Here is a 16,907-nt window from a genome sequence, read left to right on the forward strand (position 1 = left end):
CCCACCACCGACGCCGCCGTTCGTGACTCCAAGAACCCCGACGGTGCGGCCCTAGCCATACCCCGGCCCGCCTGGTCGTCCTTCATAACCAGCGTCAGGTAAGGGCGCCGACGCGAGCGGCGAGCCCGCGCAGCTCGGCCGTGGTCCGGCCGGAGACCAGCAGTCCGGAGACAAGGGACTTGACCGCCGGACGGGCATGAGTCTCTTCCGGCGCCTGGTGCTCCGCGGCCAGGAGCGCGCGAACGCATTCGTCCCGGCGGCCCCACCGCCCGAGCGCGGTGGCGATGTCGGTGTAGTACCGAGCCCTGCGCTCGGTACTGGGCAGGCTCTGCGGAACGACCACCTTGGCCGCGGCGAGCGCGGCAGACAGATCGCCAGCGGAGTTCTCGGCGGAGATGAGGTGGAGCTGGACCGTGGTGGGGCTGAACCCGCCACCGTGATCGCGCAGCAGTATCTTGCCGCCCAGTTCCCGGGCAATGGCCGCGGCCTCTCCGGTCAGTTCGCGCATGGCATCCACGTCACCCGACTTGGCGGCGGTGTACGCGGCGGACTGGATCAGCAGCCCTCGTTGCACGAACAGGGCCGGGGCGCCGCCGCGCAGGCCCGGGTCATCGGCGGCCACGAGCACCAGGGACATGGCCTGGTCGTGCCAGCCGGCCTTGCGGGCGAGCACAGCGAGCTGGCGTGCAGCCTCCGCGACCAGGAGCGGCTGTTCCGCGGCTTCGGCGCTCCGGCGGGCGCGATCCGCTGCCATCCAGCCGAGTTGTGACTCGTCCAGTTTGATCAGCATGCGTGTGGCCAGGAGGTAGCTGTGCGCCAGCAGCCGACTGTGCTCCACCGTTCCCTCGCCCGCGGCACGCTCGTGCGCCGCATGGATGAGGCGAGGCAAACGGACGGCCAGGCTGCCGTAGTGGCACGTGTGGAAGTCGGTGAAGGCGCGGGAGAGCTCTGCCCTCAAGGCTTCCGCAGGTGGTGCGGCACTGTTCGTGTGCAGACCGAGCATCGCGTCTCGAACACGTCCGACCAGGACGTCACCGAGCGCGGCTTCGGCTGTCGGAGTTCGCCCAGCCGGCAGGACAGGGGCGCCGACGGCAGCGGCGGCCGTGACCGCGAGGTTCGCCAGCAGCTGCCTGCGCCGCACCGGACCCTCACCATCCTCCCGTCGGGCCGTCCCCGCCACCCTAGGGCGTACCCGACGGGTCGGGGGCTGGGTACCGCACTGGCTGGTCGACTGCTGCGCTTCAAATACGACGGATCAAGATGGTTCTGGCTTGGGCAGACTTCCTGGGGCATACTCAGCAAGATCCACAGGCTGTCGGCCTGTCGACGTGGCCGAAGGAGCGTGCATGGCGAAGATCAAGGGCCAGGTGAAGTGGTTCAACGAGTCGAAGGGGTTCGGGTTCATCACTCCAGCTGACGGCAGCAAGGACGTCTTCGTGCACTTCTCCGCGATCCAAGGCAACGGCTTCAAGACCCTGGCTGAGGGGCAGAACGTCGAGTTCGAGATCGAGGACGGCCAGAAGGGCCCGTCAGCAGTCAACGTCACGGCCATCTGACAACGCCGGATGCCGCTTCAGCCTTGTGTTCACCTGGCTGAAGCGGCGACGTCCAAGGGCCCGGCAGGCTCAGGCGGGCTGAACGCCTGCCCGGCCCCACACCGTACCGGGCCGGTCGCACGGTACCGTGCCGCCATGCAGGAGACCGGGAGCAGCGACGTCCCGCGCGCGTGGGGATTGGTTTTCGGAGCCAGGGAAGTCGACGAACCCGACGACCAGCCCGCTCTGTTCACCCAGTTCGAGAAGGACTGGGAAGGCCAGCTCGATGCCATCGGCCAATGGGTACGGGAGCACGGCTACGTGAACGCCGGCCATTGCATCTGGTCCGTCCTCCAGCCCACGCGTGCGGCGATTCTCGAACTCCCCGCCTGGCTGGTCGAGCACCACATCAGCCGGTTGATCGTCCCTGGCCCGGACGTCCGCACCAGCATGAACCGCTCCTGGGACGCATGGGGCGCCTTCACCACGGCGCTGGAGGCCGTCGGCATCGCCGTCGAGACCGCCGACCGCGACATCGACGGCGCCACCGACTGAGGCCCCTCACCGGGCCGAAACCGAACCTTGCGGGGGTGCTGAGGCGGACGTGACGATGGCGGCATGACGCAGCCGGGCGAGAACGCGGGCAGCAGACGCAGCGGGCACGACGGACGCAGCGGACATGACAGGCACAGCGGACGGGGCGCGGCACGGCGCACCGTGCTCGGCGCGGCCACGGTCGGAGCGGCGGCCCTCGGGCTGCCGTCGGCGGCGGCCGACCCCGCACAGTCCGGACCCGCGCAGTCCGACCCCGCACAGTCCGGACAGACGCGGCCCGGAGGGCCCGCCCGTCACCGGCCCACCGAGCAACCCCCCTCGCGCGAACTCCGCGCGCTGATGCGCGAGATCGACCCGAAGCGCGTCGAGGCGACCGTCCGCAAGCTGGTCTCCTTCGGCACCCGGCACACCCTGTCCGCCCAGGACGATCCCGTACGCGGCGTCGGCGCGGCGCGTGACTGGCTGCTCGCCGAGCTGCGCCGCTGCGCGCAGGCCTCCGGCGGCCGGATGAGCGTGGAGCTCCAGTCGTACGTACAGCAGCCCGGGCCCCGTGTCCCGGTGGCGACCAGGATCACCAACGTCGTCGCGACGCTGCGGGGTTCGGTCACGCCCGACCGGATCTACGTGGTCTCGGGACACTACGACTCACGGAACAGCGACCCCATGAACGCGACCGGCGACGCGCCCGGTGCCGACGACGACGCCTCCGGGGTGGCCGTCGTCCTGGAGCTGGCCCGGGTCTTCGCGACCCAGCGGCCCGCCGCGACCGTGGTGTTCGCGGCGGTGGCGGGCGAGGAGCAGGGGCTGTACGGGTCCGGGCACATGGCCCGGACGTTCCGGGGCCGCCAGGCCGACATACAAGGCATGTTCACCAATGACATCGTGGGGAGCCCGACCGCCGAGGACGGCTCGCGCGACCCGCACACGATCCGGCTGTTCGCCGAGGGGGTGCCCACCTCGGAGACGCCGGAACAGGCCGAGACACGGCGCTCGGTCGGCGGCGAGAACGACTCGCCCTCGCGCCAGCTGGCCCGCTTCGTCCGGGACACCGCCGAGAACGACGCGACGGGGATGCGGGTACGGGTGATCAACCGCCGCGACCGCTATCTGCGCAGCGGCGACCACATCCCGTATCTCCAGCAGGGCTATCCGGCGGCCCGGTTCACCGAGCCCGCCGAGAACTACGCGCACCAGCACCAGGACGTGCGGGTGGCGGACGGCAAGCAGTACGGGGACCTTCCCGAGTTCTGCGACTTCGGCTTCATCGCCCGGGTGGCCCGGGTGAACGCGGCCGCCCTGTGGTCGCTCGCCCAGGCCCCCGGCACCCCACGCGGCGCGAAGATCCGCACCGCCGCCCTCGGCAACTCCACCGAACTGGTCTGGGAACGCGGCCCGGAGCCGGACCTCGCCGGGTACGAGGTGGTGTGGCGGGAGACCACCGAACCGGAATGGACCCACGTCATCCCGGCCGGGGACGTGACTCACCACACGGTCGGCCTGTCCAAGGACAACGTCTTCTTCGGCATCCGCGCGCTCAACCACTCAGGCCTGCGCAGCCCGGTCGCTTTCCCCGCGCCCCAGCCGTGAGGCGGGAACTTCACCCAGGCCGCTCAGCGGCACGGGCCGTCTTCGGGGTCGCGGCACCACACGTACTGTTCCCCGGGCCCGGTCACCCTCAGACCGAAGTCGTACAACGAAGGCTCCCCGAGCCCCTGCCACCACTCGACCGCCGACTCGGCCTCGTCGAGGAGACGCCGCGGACCGCCTTGGCAGCCGGCTCCCGCGATGCCGGCCCAGGAAGCGACGCCGTCGTGGAGCCATGCCTTCACGCGGCCGTCGTCCGATGCCCGGGTGATGATCTGGACATCGGGCAGGGCCACGCGCAGGGCGAAGAGCAGGTTGGCGTCGCGGTGCACACGAAGGAGCCCTGTCGGGCACGGACGCTCGTCATCGGGCTCGTCGTCACCGCGCACCTGATCCCACGCCCGGCGGGATGCGGTGTTACGGCTGGCCATGAACGCGGCAAGCCCTTGCATCCATCCGGTCGCGGACTTTCCGTCGTCCGCGACGGTGAGCGCCACGTGCCCCAGGAGCCCCCACGGAGTGACGATCCGCCCGCCGGGAGAGGTCTGCTCCACCCATGCCCAGGGCACGTCGTCAACCGCGTAGGTGGACATCACACGCTCGTACGGCGCTCTGTCGGCGAAGCCGACGTCGCCGTTGCCGACCTGCACACGGACCGAAGCCCCGAGCGCGGCCAGACGTCGTGCGGTGCCGACCGCCAGACCCTCGTCCGTCTCGACACTCGTGACGAGGTCCGGGCCGGTGCGCCAGGCCATCAGGGCGGCGTTGCGGCCCTGCCCGGCCCCGAGCTCCAGGGCCCGGTGGCCGGGTTCGAGGATCAACGCGTCGAGCATGTCCGCGACGATCGCCTCGCACGACAGACTGGAGGTCGCCACTCCGTCCGTGACCTGCGTGACGGAGGCGTCATCCGGGCCGCCGTAGACCTCGGCTCCCCATCGCTCTTCGTCGCGGTCACGGTCCACGGGAACGTAGGCGTCGCCGTCCCACGACCACACGACGGCCGGAGCGAAGGCATGGCGGGGGTATGCCTGCATGGCCTGGCGGACCCACGGCGAGTCCGCGGGCCACGCGCCGCGTTCCTCCATCGCCGCGGCCAGGCGGACTCGCTGTGTGTCGAACATGCTCCCCTTACTTCCTGCGCGTTCCGGTGGGTAGCGGAGGCGGCGGGACCTGGCCGTCGGAGTTCCCCGGCGGAGGCTTGCCCTTCTCCAGCGGAGGGTCGGGTTTGTTGCGCTTGCCCACGAGCGGCATCTCCCCTCGTCGCAAAAGCCAGTACAGCTGGCAGAGCCGCATTTTCCGGCCAGCGGCGGAGCCCGTCCAGATGCCCAGTCGAGTGTCGGCGGGACGGATGATTCCGTCGCCACTCCTGTGACGGCGCACCGGCGGGCCGCCGGGATGCGAACTGTGCACACAGCGACTCCGGTTGTGCGTGCGGCCTCCGCCAGTCGCCGACTACGCCGCGTCGACTGTCCGGCAGTCGCGGCATCTGCCGGGTGCGGCCGCGCGGAAGGCGCGTTCGCAGCCGTCGCAGGTCTGGAAGGGAAGCGGCGCGCTGGGTCGTTCCGGGGCGGGCTCCCTCGGCTGTACGGGGAGTGCGGGTGGCAGCCAGGACTTGAGGCGGTAGGCGAGAAGGCGGGCCGGGCGGGCGATGACGCCCACGGGGAGCTCGCCGCCGAGCGTGCGGGCGAGCTGGACGGGGCCCACGCCACGGTCGAGCCAGGCCCGGACATCCGGGGCCAGGAGCCGGACGTCCCGCTCGGAGAGGACCAGCCGCGGGTCACGGCGGCGCAGCCCTGCCAGCAGCTCGGCTGCGGGCTCGTCGACGGGCGGCAACGGCACGTCGGGGGTGCGGCGGCGTTTGGCCAGGTCGACCTGCGGCCTGGGGCGGGGGCGCGGCACGCTTGCCGCACGGTGGTCGGGGTGCTCGAACCAGCTCGTACGGGTCACCATGCGCCCGCCCGCGCACCGTTCACGCCGCCGCTCCAGATAGCCCGCCGCCTCCAGCTCCTTCAGCGCACGGGCGATCGCGATCTCGCCCTCACGGAAACGGCGGGTCAGGTCCTTGATGCCGACCAACGCGCCGTCGGGGAGCGACTGGATGTACACCCCGATGCCGATCGCGACGGCAGAGAGGTGAGGGTGCTGGGCCAGGTGATTGCCGACGACGGTGAAGTGGGTGTCATGACGGTGCCGGACGTGGACCACTCCGGCCTTCGGTGACTCGGCGCACGCGAACCCGTGCGCGCTAGACTGCGCTTCAGTCATGAGGAAGGGCTCTGCTTCCTTGATGATCAGGCCCTCGTCCGGGATGCCCGTCCCGGCGGGGGCCGTCGTCTTGTCTGGGGCTTGTGGCGCGAACGTACCGCGCCGGTGACCGCGCCTGCCACCTCGTCACCCGATGGGGTGACGACTTCCGGTTTGGGAAGGTTCGGTACTTCCCCCAATCCTTTAACGGGACGTCGGGGGCGGCCAGTTCGCGGTCACCCGGGTCCCGGAAACCCCGATCCGGCGAACAGCGGCAAGGACGCGCCGGGTCACCGCCCCCGTACGCCGCCCGCCCTCGCGTTTCCCGCGCGCACAGCCCGGGGGAATCACCTGACGTGCGGTTCCGGTGCCCAGGCCACCCTGGCCCGCCTCGTCGACCGGACCGAGGAACCCACCGCCCGCTTCCGCGCGTTGCCGCGCGGCCACCTTGTCGCCCTCGGGCCGGCCGGTTCCGGGAAGACGACCCTCGCCTCGCCGCCCCCATGGCCGGATTTGATCACTACTGGTGATCGAATCGGCACCCTAGGGTGAAGCCGTGGCCCGCGGTACGCGCGGGATGCGACAAGAGAAGAAGGATGTACGAGGGTGACGGTCAAGATCTTCGAGGGCAGTGGCGTCGAGGCATGCCCCAAGGGCTGGTACGCGGTCTATGAGCACGAGGACTTCAACGTCAAGGAGCGCGGCCGCGTCCTGCTCTCCGACCAGACACTGGGTGACGTACGGGCCTTCGGCTTCGACGGCCGCGTCATGTCGGTGGTCAACCACACCGAGCAGAGCCTGGCCCTGCACGTGGAGCCCGATTTCAAGGGCTTCGCCGCGCAGGTGGGCCCGCGGGACGAGCTCCGGTCCGTCGCCGAGAAGGACACCCGGGAGATCGACGGCATCGGGAACATCGTGGGCGAGTCCCGCAACAAGCTGGGCCCCGTGCTGAAGAACCGGGCGGCCTCCATACGCCTCTTCCCGCTCGGCTCCGACGCCGCCCAGGTGATCCGCGACCTGCCCGTCGAAGAGGGCACGTACATCCTCACCGACATCGGCAGCGACAAGGTGCTGGACGTGCTCGGCAACGAGAAGGAGAACGGCGCGAACGTCGGCCAGTACACCCGGCACGGCGGGCCGAACCAGCAGTGGACGTTCACGCCCGTACGCCGCGACTACGCGCGCAACAACCCGGCGTACAACGTCACCGGCGAGTACTGGATCACCTCCAAGGCGAGCGGCAAGGCCTTGGAGGTCGCGGGCTCGGCCCTTGAGGACACCGGGAACGTCCAGCAGTGGGAGAGCAACGACGGCTCCAACCAGCGCTGGTGGGTCACCCCGATCGGCGACGGCGTCTTCGTGATCAGCAACGTCCGCAGCGGCAAGGCCGTGGACGTCACCGGTGCCTCGAAGGACAACAGCGCCAACGTCCAGCAGTACACGTTCAATGACACCGTCGCCCAGAAGTGGCGGCTGGAGCGCGTCTGACGACGGCCCTGTCATACGGCGGGTTATACGGCGAGGGTGGCCCGGCCAATACGGCCGGGCCACCCTCGTGATGGTGCCGGGGCGCTCAGAGAACCTGCGTCTCCTCGCGCACCTGCTGCGTGCCCGCGCCCGTACCCGCTTCCCGCGCCGGGGCGTGGACGCCGCCGACGGACACCTTCCGGTTCGTCGCCCAGACGATCAGCCCGCAGGCCGCGAAGCCGGCGCCGAGGAGGCTGGAGCCCGCCCAGCCGTGGGAGGTGTAGACGGAGGTGGTCGCGGCCGCGCCGAGGGCGGAGCCGAGCGAGTAGAAGACCATGTAGGCGCCGATGACGCTGCTGAGTCGCTCCGGGTGCGCGGAGGTGAGCATGTGCTGGTTGCTCACGTGAACGGCCTGGACGGCGAAGTCGAGGACGATGATGCCGATGACGAGGAGCCACAGCGCCCACGTCAGCTGCCCGATCGCCGCCCACGAGGCGATCAGCAGGACGAGCGCGAGACCGCTGACCTGGATCGCCTTCCCCGAGTCCGCCCACCGTCCCGCGCGTGCCGCGCCGAGCGCACCGGCGACGCCGGCGATGCCGAACAGGCCGATCTGGCTCTCGTTCAGGTTCCACGGCGCGTCCGCCAGCGGCAGGGCCACCCCACTCCACAGGGTTCCGAACGACGCGAACAGGAAGAACGTGATGAGCCCGCGCGTCAGGAAGAGGCGCTCCGTGAACAGTCCGCCGAGCCCGCCGAGGGTCTGCTTGTAGCCCGGACCCGTGTGTCCTTCGGGGCGCTCGTCCGGCGGGAGTACGGCGAGGACGAGGACCGCGAGCCCGATCGACAGGGCCGCGAGCACGACGTAGATGCTCCGCCAGCTCCACACGTCGGCGAGCGCGCCGGTGACGACCCGCGCGCCCAGGATGCCGATCACGACGCCCGAGGTCACGACACCGATGTTCCGTCCGCGTTCGGCGGGCGGCGAGATCGACGCGGCGTAGGCCACCGTGGTCTGCACCACCACCGCGAACACTCCGGCCGCCGCGAGCCCCAGGAACGCCATCCACGCGGCCGAGGCCGCGGCCGTCAGGATCATGCCCGCAGCGGTGACGGCCAGGTGCACGGCGATGAGCTTGCGCCTGTCGGTCACCACGTCGCCGAGCGGAACCAGCAGCAACAGCCCCGCGATGTAGCCGAACTGGGCGGTCGAGACGATCCACCCGGAGAGATCCGTCGACAGGCCGAGGTCGTGTCCCATCGGCTCCAGAACCGGCTGCGCGGCATAGATACTCGCCACCGCGACACCGCATACCACCGCGAGCAGCAAACGCCGCCACACGTTCATTGCGCCCCATCCCCAATCAGTAGCAGATTGCAACTGATTCGACCGTACGGCATGATGGTTTCAATCCGCAACCCATCGGGAGGTGTCATGCCGCGTACCGCCGCGAGCGCCCCGAATTCCGAATGGACCGACCCCGACTGTCCCGTCGCCCGTACGCTCGATCTCGTCGGCGACAGGTGGAGCCTGCTCGTCGTCCGCGACGCGATGGACGGCGCACGGTCGTTCACCGAGTTCCAGCGACGCACCGGCATCGCCCGCAACATCCTCACGGACCGACTCCGCAAGCTCACCGCTCACGGGCTCCTCGCCCAGCGCACCGCGCCATCGGGCCGCCGCCAGGAGTACGTGCTCACCGACGCCGGGCGCGATCTCTTCGCGGTCATCCTCACGCTGCGGCAGTGGGGGGAGCGGCACGCCTTCTCCCCCGGCGAGCCACACTCCATGCTGGTCGACCAGCATGGAGCCGTGGTGCCGGAGGTCGCGCCGGTCGGCGCGGACGGCGATCTTGTCGACGCCGACAGCACGCGCGTGCAGAGGTCCCGCTAGGCGGGCCCTTTTTGCTGCGGGCCGTTGGCCCCGTGCGCCTACCGGGGTGCCTCTTTCGCTTGGTGCGCGGCTGCGGGTCCGGTGGGGGCTGGTCGCGCAGTTCCCCGCGCCCCTAAGCCCACGCGGCGGAGCCGCATGACGCAGCAAGCCCCGCGCCCCTTACGGGACGCGGGGAACTCTGCGCAGCCTGGTCAGCGGGCCAGTTCCGCCCGCAGCAGGTCCAGGCCCATCGGGCCCAGGTCCAGCGCCCGTTGGTGGAATCGCTTGAGGTCGAACGCGGCCCCCTCGCGGCGGCGGGCCGACTCGCGCGCTTCCAGCCACACCTTCTCGCCCAGCTTGTACGCGAGGGCCTGGCCGGGGGTGCCCAGGTATCGGTCGATCTCGAACTCGACGAACCCCGCCGGGCCCAGCCCGCAGTACTCGGTGAGGAATTCGCGGCCCAGCCGTGGAGTCCACCGCTCCCCTTCGTGGAAACCGGTGCCCGCGGGGATCGGGAGCCGCAGGTGCAGCCCGATGTCCAGTACGACGCGCGCGGCGCGCAGCAGTTGCCCGTTGGCCAGCAGCCCCAGCCGGTGCGCCGGGTCGGCGAGGTATCCCAGCTCGTCCATGAGCTGCTCGGCGTACAGGCCCCAGCCCTCGACGTGTCCCGGGTGCAGTTCGCTCGACAGCCGCTGGAAGCGGTTGAGGGTGGCGGTGTTGAGGGTCGTCACGCCCAGCTGGAGGTGATGGCCCGGGACACCTTCGTGGAACATCGTGCCCGGCACCTTCCACACCGGGATGGGCGCGTCCGAGCCGGGCGGCAGCGGCCACCAGACCGTGCCGGGGCGCGACAGGTCCTCGCTGGGTGCCAGGTAGACGGCGACCCCTTCTCCGTGGGTGATCCGGCAGTCGATCCGCCGCAGCGGCTCGGGGATCGCGAAGTGCGTCCCGTCGAGGTCGGCGATGGCGCCGTCGGCGAGCTCCTGGATCCGGTCGCGGAACGCCGCCGCGTCCTTCACCTGGTGCCGGGGGTCGCCGTCGAGCGCGGCCATGACCGCCGGGACCGGCTCGCCGGGCGCGATCCGTGCCGCCGCCTCGGCCATCTCCTGCCGCACCCTGGCCAGTTCGTCCCAGCCCCACGCGTACGTCTCCCGCAGGTCCAGCCGGGTACCGAGGAATTCCCGTACGCCCAGCTGGTAGCGGTCGGCGCCCAGCGCGTCCAGTTCCGGGGCGTCCGCGGCGAGCTCTTCCGAGAGGTACGCCGCGAGCTCCGTCAGTGCCTGGTTCGCGGCCGCCGCGGCCTCGTCCAGAGCGGGCCGCAACGCGCCGTCGCCGTGCCCGGCGGGCAGCCCCGCCAGGTACGGCCGCATGTCCCGGCACTCTCCGATATTGCGGGCCACCTGGCGCCGCGGCGCGACCCGGCCGCGGCGCCGCGCGGCCTCCAGGCTCTCGCGCAGCCCCGCCAGCGTGCCCGGGACGGCCCGCAGTCGCGCCAGCAGCGCCTCCCACGCGGTGTCGCCGCCCTGGTCCAGCAGCCCCACCGCGTTCCGTACGCGCTGCACCGGCCCGTCGATGGTGTCCAGCAGCGTGCCGTACGCGTCGGCGTCGGCCAGCGCCACCTCCGTGGCGAGCCGCTCGCGCAGCACCGCCGCCGCGACCCGCTCCGCGTCGCCCGCGACCGGCGTGTCGTCGACCGCCTTCAGCGTGCGGCGCGCCAGCTCCGCGCGCGCCTGGATCCCCTGCGGGCCGAAGTCGGTCAGCCGCTCCTCCTGCCCGGCGATGCCCATTACGGCGGCCAGGCAGGGATCCAGCGCGGCCATCTCGTCGACGTACCGGTCCGCGAGATCCGCGAGCTCGTTCAGGGTGGTCACTGGCTGCTCACCGACGACGGGAGCCGGGCCGTGTTCCTGGACTCGGCCAGCCGTTTGCCGTAGAGGCCGATGACCAGACCCGCGACGATCAGCGCTCCGGCCACCAGCTTCAGCGCCGGCAGCGACTCGTTGAAGATCACCACCGAGCCCGCCATACCGAAGATCGGCACGAGCAGGGAGAGCGGCGCGACGGTCGACACCGGGTACTCGCGGAGCAGCCAGTTCCACACGGCGTATCCCAGCACGGTGTTCGGGTACGCCTGGAAGAGGAGGGACAGGATCGCCGCCCACCCGAGCTGGTGCGGCAGCTCGGTGTAGCCCTTGGTGCCGTTCACGACCAGGTCCAGCAGGAACAGCGGGACCGGCGAGAACAGGCTCGACCACACCATGAACGACAGGGTGTCCTTGGGCTTGGCCTTCTTCATGATGATGTTGGCGACGCTCCACGCGGCCGCGCCGAACAGCACCAGCGCGACACCGGCGATCGTCACCGTGCCGTCGGTGACGAACGTGACCGAGAACAGGCCGATCAGGGCGACCGCCATCCCCAGGTACTGGAACCGCGACAGCTTCTCGCGGAACACCACGGCCCCGAGCACAATCGTCAGGAACGCGCTGAACTGCAGTACCAGGGACGAGATCCCCGACGACACCCCGGCCTTGATGCCCAGGTTCACCACGCCCCACAGCCCGACGCCGAACACCAGCCCGTAGCCGATGATGTACTTCCACGCCACCTGCGGCCGCTTGAGGAAGAACACCGCGGGCAGCGCGCAGAGCGCGAACCGGATCCCGGCCAGGATGAGCGGGTCGACGCTCTTGAGCCCGATCTTGATGACCGAGAAGTTGAGGCCCCAGATCGCGGTGATGGCCACCGCGATCAGGATGTGCTGTTTCTTCATGCAGAGACCTGTTCCGGGATGGATGGGATCGACGAGACCGACGGGACCGACGAGGTCGAGGGGACCTCGGGGGCCGAGGTGGCGGCCGGGCCGGTGCGGACCGAGAGCGAGGCGAACAGGCCCGCCATCCAGTCCCGGGTCTCCTCGGGGGTGTCGCTCGCGGCGATCCCGGCGAGGACCGTCTCCCCGGCCTGATAGGTGATGTGGTCGGGCAGCGGCGCGCCGGACGGCAGTTCGTGCCACGTGACCACGTGGGAACTGGCCCGGAACGCCCGCGTCCCGTCGAGGCCCCGGTACTCCCGCCCGGCCAGGTGGTGGCCGGGGTGGACGAACCAGCCGTACCAGCGGCGCTCGGCGGGCGGCTCGGGGAGCGCCTCGGCGACGTGCTCGCCGAGCAGGACGCGCAGTTCGTACGAGGGCAGGTGGACGCCGGTGGCCAGCTCGACGGTCGCCACCACGTCGGCGCCCCCGACCCGGTTGCCGACCTCCAGGAAGACCAGCTCTTCCTCGGGCTCCCCGGCACCGGCCTCGTCGACGATCGCCTCCAGGTGGAAGCTGCCGTCCTCGATCCGTACGGCGGCCAGGGCGCGCGACACCCAGGTGCGCGTCTCCTCGGTGAACTCGATCTGGAACGACCCCATCGACTCGCCCTGCGCGTACTTCAGGCAGGTGCCCACGTACTCGCTCGCGCTGAGGACCAGGACCTCGCCGCCCTGCACCAGGCCGTCGAAGTGCCTGATCGGCCCGGAGACGAACTCCTCGACCTGGAAGTCCTCCAGGCCGATCCCGGCGTCGAGGCGGGCGACGCCGGTGTGCCGCTCGGTGACCGCCGCGGCGGCCTGCCGCGGGGTGTCGAACACGAGGACGTCCTCGCTGGACGCGCCGCGGTGCGGCTTGAGGACGGTCCGGCCGGACCAGCCCACCCGCCCGTCCTGTTCGAGAAAGCGAGTCAACGGCAGGAAGCGCGGCACCCGGAGACCGGCCTCCTCGACCGCCTGCTTCATCAGGACCTTGTCGCGGGCGAGCGCGACCTGGTCCACCGGCGCGCCGGGGACGCCCAGGTGCTCGCGCAGCCGGGCGGCGTCGAGGAGTTCGTACTCCGACGCCGAGATGACACGGTCGAATGCGCGGGGATGCTCCGCCAGCCAGTCCCGGGCCTCCTCGAAGGCCGGGCGTTCGCCCGGCCGGCTCACCCGCTCGCAGCGCAGGTCGGGTGGGAGGGTGGCCAGGGCCCGGTCGGTCCCGAAATAGGTGACCTCGTGCCGGTCATGAGAGATCCCTCGGTGGTATTCAATCTTGAAGTAGGGCACGCGGTGCAGGATAAGGATCTTCATCGGGACTTCCTCACGGGGGCGGGGAGTTCGAGGGCGCGGTCCAGGGCCTCCGACCATGCCTCGCGCAGCGCGTGGACGACGGCGCGGATGTCGGCGCGGTCGCCGCGCAGGACGACGCAGCCCTGCGCCGCGAAGTCCGCGTTGTCGCGGGCGACGGCGTGCAGGTGGCGGCGCTCGTGCGACAGCCAGGTGAACTCCGTGACGGTCAGCTCCCCGTCGGCCAGGCCGAACCGTTCGGCGGTGTCCTGGACGGCGTCCGCGAACGGATCCGTGCCGGGCGCGACGTCGTCCGGGGAGAACGCGCGGTCGCTGCCGACACCGAGCAGCACCGTCGCCGCCGAGCAGCCGGGCACCAGCCGCCCCACACCGTCGGCCGTGCCGAAGGCCGTGTCGATCCAGCGGTGGTGCAGATCGATCCCGTAGACCCAGCGGGCCAGCGCCCAGATCTTCATGCCGCCCGGCCGCCGGTTGGGCTCCACGATCGCGGCGCGCAGCCCGTCGTCGCTCAGCTTGATCTCGTTGTGGAACGGCCCGTCGCACTGCCCGACCAGCCAGTTGGCCTGCCGTCCCGCCCGCTCCAGCGTCGCGCGCTCGTGCTCCTCCAGACCGGCGGGCAGCACCTGCGCGATCTCGACGGGATACCGGCCGCTCGCGCTGATCTTCTCGGTGAGGAACGTCAGCGGGCCCAGCCCGTCGAAGGAGTACTCGCGCCGGTACGGGATGAGCTCCTCGCAGATGACCCCGCCCTCCAGATAGGGCAGGACCTCGGCAAACGCCGCCGTCAGGTCGTCGCCGTTGCGGACCACGACGACGCCCCGGTTGTTGCCCTCCGCCGCGGGCTTGACCACGAAGCCCTTGGGGTGGGCGCGTGCGAAGTCCCGCAGCTGGTCGAGCGAGGCGATCTCGGCGAAGTCGGGGACCATGATCCGCTGTGCCGTCAGCAGCTCGGCCACGTGTGCCTCGCCCAGCCGGTAGCGGTACTTGGAGAACGCGCCCTCGGCCAGCGGTGACGAATCGACCGCCACGCCGAGGCGTTCCAGCAGCTCGGCCCCGCTGCGCACGGCGTTGTCGGAGAAGACGATGCCCGCCCGGATCCGCTCGCGCCGGTCGCCGAGCAGCTTCTCGCCCATCTCGGCGAAGTCGTCGCGCAGCGGATCGAGGTCGATGACCTCGTCGGCGATGGCGTAGTCGGCCTCGGTGGGTTCGGCGCGGATCAGGACCACCGTCGCGCCGTGGCGCTCGCGCGCGTAGTCCCGCAGGTGGCGGACCTCGTCGATCCGGCTCAGGTTGTAGTCGACGACGAGGAGTATCGGCCCGGTCATGCGCGCTCCGTCTCGTACACGATCTCGATCGCCCGCTCGGAGGCGGGCATCAGCTCGGGGAGGACCGCGTCCCGGCCGGCCAGGTCCATGCTCCACAGCAGCTGGCCGAGGAACACCTCGCGCGAGGAGGACTCCACGACGTCGCCGGGCTTGAGCAGGACGTGTGTCACGACCGGCTGGAGCGGCAGTTCGTCGTTCAGCCCGACCTCGCGGATCGTGCCGGGGTCGGCGAAGAAGACGCGGAAGAACGTCGCCTTCGCGCTCCGCGCGGTGCCGTCCTCCGCGAACGACAGGTCTTTGAGGTCCTTCAGGAAGCCGTCCGGCTCGTGGGCGGTCAGCAGGGAGTCCAGCCAGAGGTCGAGCAGGTTCGGACCACCGGTCAGCGCGGCCACGCTGGGCGAGATGAGGCTGCCGCCGACGCGCGGGTTGACCTCGATCAGATCCCAGCCGCCCGGGGCGTGCCGTGCCTCGATGTGGAAACAGCCCCAGCCGAGGCCGAGGGCGTCCAGCAGGCTCGCCACCCAGCGGATGCCGACGGCGGTCTCCTCCCGCGACAGGCTCGTGGGCGGGCTGACGCAGGCGTTCTCCAGCACGGCGCCCGCCGTCTCCGTCACCTCGCACTTCTCGTGCACGGCCACGACGTACGGCTCGTGGTCGACGACGACCACCTCGAAGCTGAACTCCCGCCCGGGCACGTAGTCCTCGACGAGGAACTGCATCCCGTCGGCGCTGAAGGCGCTGGCGTAGACCGTGTCGGCCTCGGCCTCGGCGGTGATGCGTTCCAGGTCGGCCCAGGTCGTGCCGGGGGTGAGCGGGAACGTTCCGAACGAGGCGATGCCGCTGACCGGCTTCACGAAGTAGCGCCCGCCGTCGCGTTGGCGTTCGGCGAGCGTGGCGGGGGTGAGCGCGGACGCCCTGCCCCGGCTGAGGCCCGCGTCGGCGAGGCGGTTGCGCAGCGTCAGCTTGTCGCGCAGCCCCAGGACCTGCTTCTCGTCCAGGTCCGGCACCCCGAGACGGGCGTTGGCCAGCGCCATCAGGTGGCGGTAGCCCTCCCAGACGGTCAGGCAGCACGACACCGGCGTGCCCGCCGCCTCCAGATGGTCGAGGTAGTCCTCGACGTCGCGCGGGGTCAGCACGTGCCCGTCGGTCACCCGGACGTCGTCGGCGAGGTCCGCCAGCGCCGCGGGCCTGGATCCCTGGTACTGCGGCTCCGGCAGCGAGCTGAGCACGTAGACCTTCAGCCCCCGCGCCGTGACCGTGCCGACGAGGTCCTCCATGAACGAGAACCCGACGTGGCTGAGCAGCAGCACTCCCCTGGCGTTTTCCATGCTCAATCCGGCCTCCTCACCGGCGGGCGGGGGCGCGGCACGGCGGCCGCGCCGCGCCCCCGCCGAGGACAAGGGTCAGCAGGCTCAGGCGGGCTGCTTCTCGGCCTTGACGATGGTGTCCTGGTAGAGCTCCTCGAAGTACTGCGCCAGGATCGACTGGTGCTCGCGGAGGTACCGCTTGAACGCGACGATGTCGTCATCGCTGCGCAGGAGGTGCCGGACGGCCGCCCAGACCTCGCCGGGGTGGTCGTCGTTGATGTCGGTGTGCGAGTGGTTGATCTGGCCGCCGATGTTGCTCTCGCCGACCGAGCCCTTCAGCGCCTCCAGCTTCCTGGGCTCGAGCTTCACGTTCACGTACTCGACGAGGTAGGAGTACGCGACGACGCCGAGCGGGCCCTCGTGGTCCAGGAGGTAGGAGAAGAAGCCGGCCAGCAGCTTGGTGGACAGGTAGGGCTCGGTGTCCAGGAACTGCTCACGCGACACGCCCACCTTCTCCAGGTCGGCGATGAACAGCTCGTCGTGGAGCATTTCCTCCTGCTCGTAGTTGGCCCAGACCTGAGCCGCCTCCGGGCTGCGCTTGGCGATCTCCGCCAGCGCCTTGGACTCGGCCACCCGCAGCAGACGGATGCGCCAGGCGGTCTCGATCAGGTGCCGCTTGTAGTACGCGGAGTCGACGTTCTTGCCCTCCAGGTGCGCGGCCTCGGGGACGTTGGCGTACCACTCGGCGACCTGCAGATCGAGCTGCTCGTCGATCTCGGCGCGCAGCTTCGCCGAGGCACCGGCGTTGAGGAACGGGGTGCGGTCTCCGTAGCCGGCGTTGTACACGCGGTTCGGCATGATGTGCCTTTCTCGTGGACGTTCTCTCGGATGTGGTTCAGAGGTGGTTCGAAGG

16 protein-coding genes are annotated in these 16,907 nt (G+C 70.8%); 6 read left to right on the top strand and 10 right to left on the bottom strand.

Annotated elements, in window-relative coordinates; genetic code table 11:
• On the top strand, positions 1-102 hold a 102-nt coding region (locus tag K6I34_RS38870; protein WP_374230918.1), incomplete at its 5' end, for a DUF397 domain-containing protein.
• Here K6I34_RS38870 and K6I34_RS14025 read toward each other — a convergent pair.
• Positions 95-1,141, bottom strand: a complete 1,047-nt coding sequence (locus tag K6I34_RS14025) for an XRE family transcriptional regulator (protein ID WP_229325869.1) — start codon at positions 1,139-1,141, stop codon at positions 95-97. The genes K6I34_RS38870 and K6I34_RS14025 overlap by 8 nt on opposite strands.
• 205 nt (positions 1,142-1,346) lie before the next feature.
• Between K6I34_RS14025 and cspE the strand changes: the two genes are divergently transcribed.
• The 3 genes from cspE (at position 1,347) to K6I34_RS14040 (ending at position 3,677) form a co-directional block, all read left to right on the top strand.
• Positions 1,347-1,556 (top strand): transcription antiterminator/RNA stability regulator CspE, encoded by a 210-nt coding sequence (cspE, locus tag K6I34_RS14030; RefSeq protein WP_190116223.1) that lies wholly within the window; start codon positions 1,347-1,349, stop codon positions 1,554-1,556.
• 135 nt (positions 1,557-1,691) lie between these two features.
• Entirely contained in the window at positions 1,692-2,090 is a 399-nt protein-coding gene (locus K6I34_RS14035) for a hypothetical protein (RefSeq protein ID WP_229325871.1), read from the top strand.
• 63 nt (positions 2,091-2,153) lie between these two features.
• Positions 2,154-3,677 (top strand): M20/M25/M40 family metallo-hydrolase, encoded by a 1,524-nt coding sequence (locus K6I34_RS14040; RefSeq protein WP_229325873.1) that lies wholly within the window; start codon positions 2,154-2,156, stop codon positions 3,675-3,677.
• A gap of 23 nt (positions 3,678-3,700) precedes the next feature.
• Here the strand turns inward: K6I34_RS14040 and K6I34_RS14045 are convergent, their stop codons facing one another.
• Together K6I34_RS14045 and K6I34_RS14050 are read right to left on the bottom strand one after the other, a co-directional pair.
• On the bottom strand, positions 3,701-4,795 hold the full coding sequence (locus K6I34_RS14045) for a protein-L-isoaspartate O-methyltransferase (protein WP_229325875.1): 1,095 nt from the start codon (positions 4,793-4,795) through the stop codon (positions 3,701-3,703).
• 331 nt (positions 4,796-5,126) lie between these two features.
• Positions 5,127-5,939 (bottom strand): hypothetical protein, encoded by an 813-nt coding sequence (locus tag K6I34_RS14050; protein ID WP_229325877.1) that lies wholly within the window; start codon positions 5,937-5,939, stop codon positions 5,127-5,129.
• A 585-nt stretch (positions 5,940-6,524) separates the two neighbouring features.
• Between K6I34_RS14050 and K6I34_RS14055 the strand changes: the two genes are divergently transcribed.
• Positions 6,525-7,406 carry an RICIN domain-containing protein gene (locus tag K6I34_RS14055; protein WP_229325879.1) on the top strand — a complete coding sequence of 294 codons (882 nt, stop codon included), beginning with the start codon at positions 6,525-6,527 and terminating at the stop codon, positions 7,404-7,406.
• An 85-nt stretch (positions 7,407-7,491) separates the two neighbouring features.
• Here the strand turns inward: K6I34_RS14055 and K6I34_RS14060 are convergent, their stop codons facing one another.
• A complete protein-coding gene (locus tag K6I34_RS14060; RefSeq protein ID WP_229325881.1) occupies positions 7,492-8,733 on the bottom strand; it encodes an MFS transporter in 1,242 nt (413 codons plus the stop codon).
• 87 nt (positions 8,734-8,820) lie between these two features.
• On the opposite strand from K6I34_RS14060, the gene K6I34_RS14065 reads away from it, so the two are divergent.
• A complete protein-coding gene (locus K6I34_RS14065; protein WP_229325883.1) occupies positions 8,821-9,279 on the top strand; it encodes a helix-turn-helix domain-containing protein in 459 nt (152 codons plus the stop codon).
• A 191-nt stretch (positions 9,280-9,470) separates the two neighbouring features.
• Here the strand turns inward: K6I34_RS14065 and K6I34_RS14070 are convergent, their stop codons facing one another.
• The 6 genes from K6I34_RS14070 to K6I34_RS14095 all read right to left on the bottom strand — a co-directional run bounded on the left by K6I34_RS14070 (position 9,471) and on the right by K6I34_RS14095 (position 16,852).
• Positions 9,471-11,129 (bottom strand): DUF885 domain-containing protein, encoded by a 1,659-nt coding sequence (locus tag K6I34_RS14070; RefSeq protein ID WP_229325885.1) that lies wholly within the window; start codon positions 11,127-11,129, stop codon positions 9,471-9,473.
• Positions 11,126-12,031 (bottom strand): EamA family transporter, encoded by a 906-nt coding sequence (locus tag K6I34_RS14075; RefSeq protein ID WP_229325887.1) that lies wholly within the window; start codon positions 12,029-12,031, stop codon positions 11,126-11,128. Before K6I34_RS14075 ends, K6I34_RS14070 begins: the two co-directional genes overlap by 4 nt.
• Positions 12,028-13,365, bottom strand: coding sequence for an acetyl-CoA carboxylase biotin carboxylase subunit family protein (locus K6I34_RS14080; protein WP_229325889.1), 1,338 nt, complete (start codon positions 13,363-13,365; stop codon positions 12,028-12,030). The genes K6I34_RS14075 and K6I34_RS14080 overlap by 4 nt, the downstream gene beginning before the upstream one ends.
• On the bottom strand, positions 13,362-14,687 hold the full coding sequence (locus K6I34_RS14085) for an acetyl-CoA carboxylase biotin carboxylase subunit family protein (RefSeq protein ID WP_229325890.1): 1,326 nt from the start codon (positions 14,685-14,687) through the stop codon (positions 13,362-13,364). The genes K6I34_RS14080 and K6I34_RS14085 overlap by 4 nt, the downstream gene beginning before the upstream one ends.
• Positions 14,684-16,015, bottom strand: coding sequence for an ATP-grasp domain-containing protein (locus K6I34_RS14090; protein ID WP_229325894.1), 1,332 nt, complete (start codon positions 16,013-16,015; stop codon positions 14,684-14,686). Before K6I34_RS14090 ends, K6I34_RS14085 begins: the two co-directional genes overlap by 4 nt.
• A gap of 84 nt (positions 16,016-16,099) precedes the next feature.
• Complete coding sequence (locus K6I34_RS14095; protein ID WP_229325892.1) at positions 16,100-16,852, bottom strand: hypothetical protein; 753 nt, start codon at positions 16,850-16,852, stop codon at positions 16,100-16,102.
• Positions 16,853-16,907: the final 55 nt, after the last annotated feature.

The sequence above is a fragment of the Streptomyces sp. UNOC14_S4 genome (genome assembly GCF_020740835.1).
Taxonomy (GTDB): domain Bacteria; phylum Actinomycetota; class Actinomycetes; order Streptomycetales; family Streptomycetaceae; genus Streptomyces.